We start from the raw sequence: 436 nt of genomic DNA, 5'->3' as shown, positions 1-436 counted from the left end.
ACAGCCCGTAAAATTTATTCCGTCATAAAAGAGCAAGTCAAGAATGAATGCAGTTCCAAAGGAAGAATTACCGAATGTCGTCAAAATATAGGACGCATTATCGAGTTTACCCAAGACAAACGCTTTGACAGTAGGTTTAAGGACTTAAAAAAAGAATCCTTATATTACCTAAATCAACATCCTGATTTAGTAGCCTCTTATTTGAAGGCTGAATACGAAAAGCTGGATAGGGAAGACAAAAGTATCCTGCACCGCTACATCTCACCTGGGGCTGAAATCGTTTCGGGCAGTTTGGGGTTTGTGCTTTCCAGTGCAGCAGCAGGCGGAGCCTGTGCCGAGACTTTCGGCTTAGGCTGTGCCGTCGCTTTGGTCGGCATACCGTCTTCCTACGATCATGTCATTACGGGAACGAAGAACTTCGGAAAAAAAGCCAGCG

At 44.7% G+C, this 436-nt stretch carries 1 pseudogene; it reads left to right on the top strand.

Annotation, left to right across the window (positions count from 1 at the left end):
• A pseudogene (locus HMPREF2907_RS12630) lies at positions 1 to 436 on the top strand (VENN motif pre-toxin domain-containing protein); the annotation flags it as partial.

Origin of the sequence: Neisseria sp. HMSC055H02, from assembly GCF_001813335.1 — a bacterium.
Taxonomy (GTDB): Bacteria; Pseudomonadota; Gammaproteobacteria; order Burkholderiales; family Neisseriaceae; genus Neisseria; species Neisseria sicca_C.
This window is presented reverse-complemented; position numbering and strand designations above follow the sequence as displayed.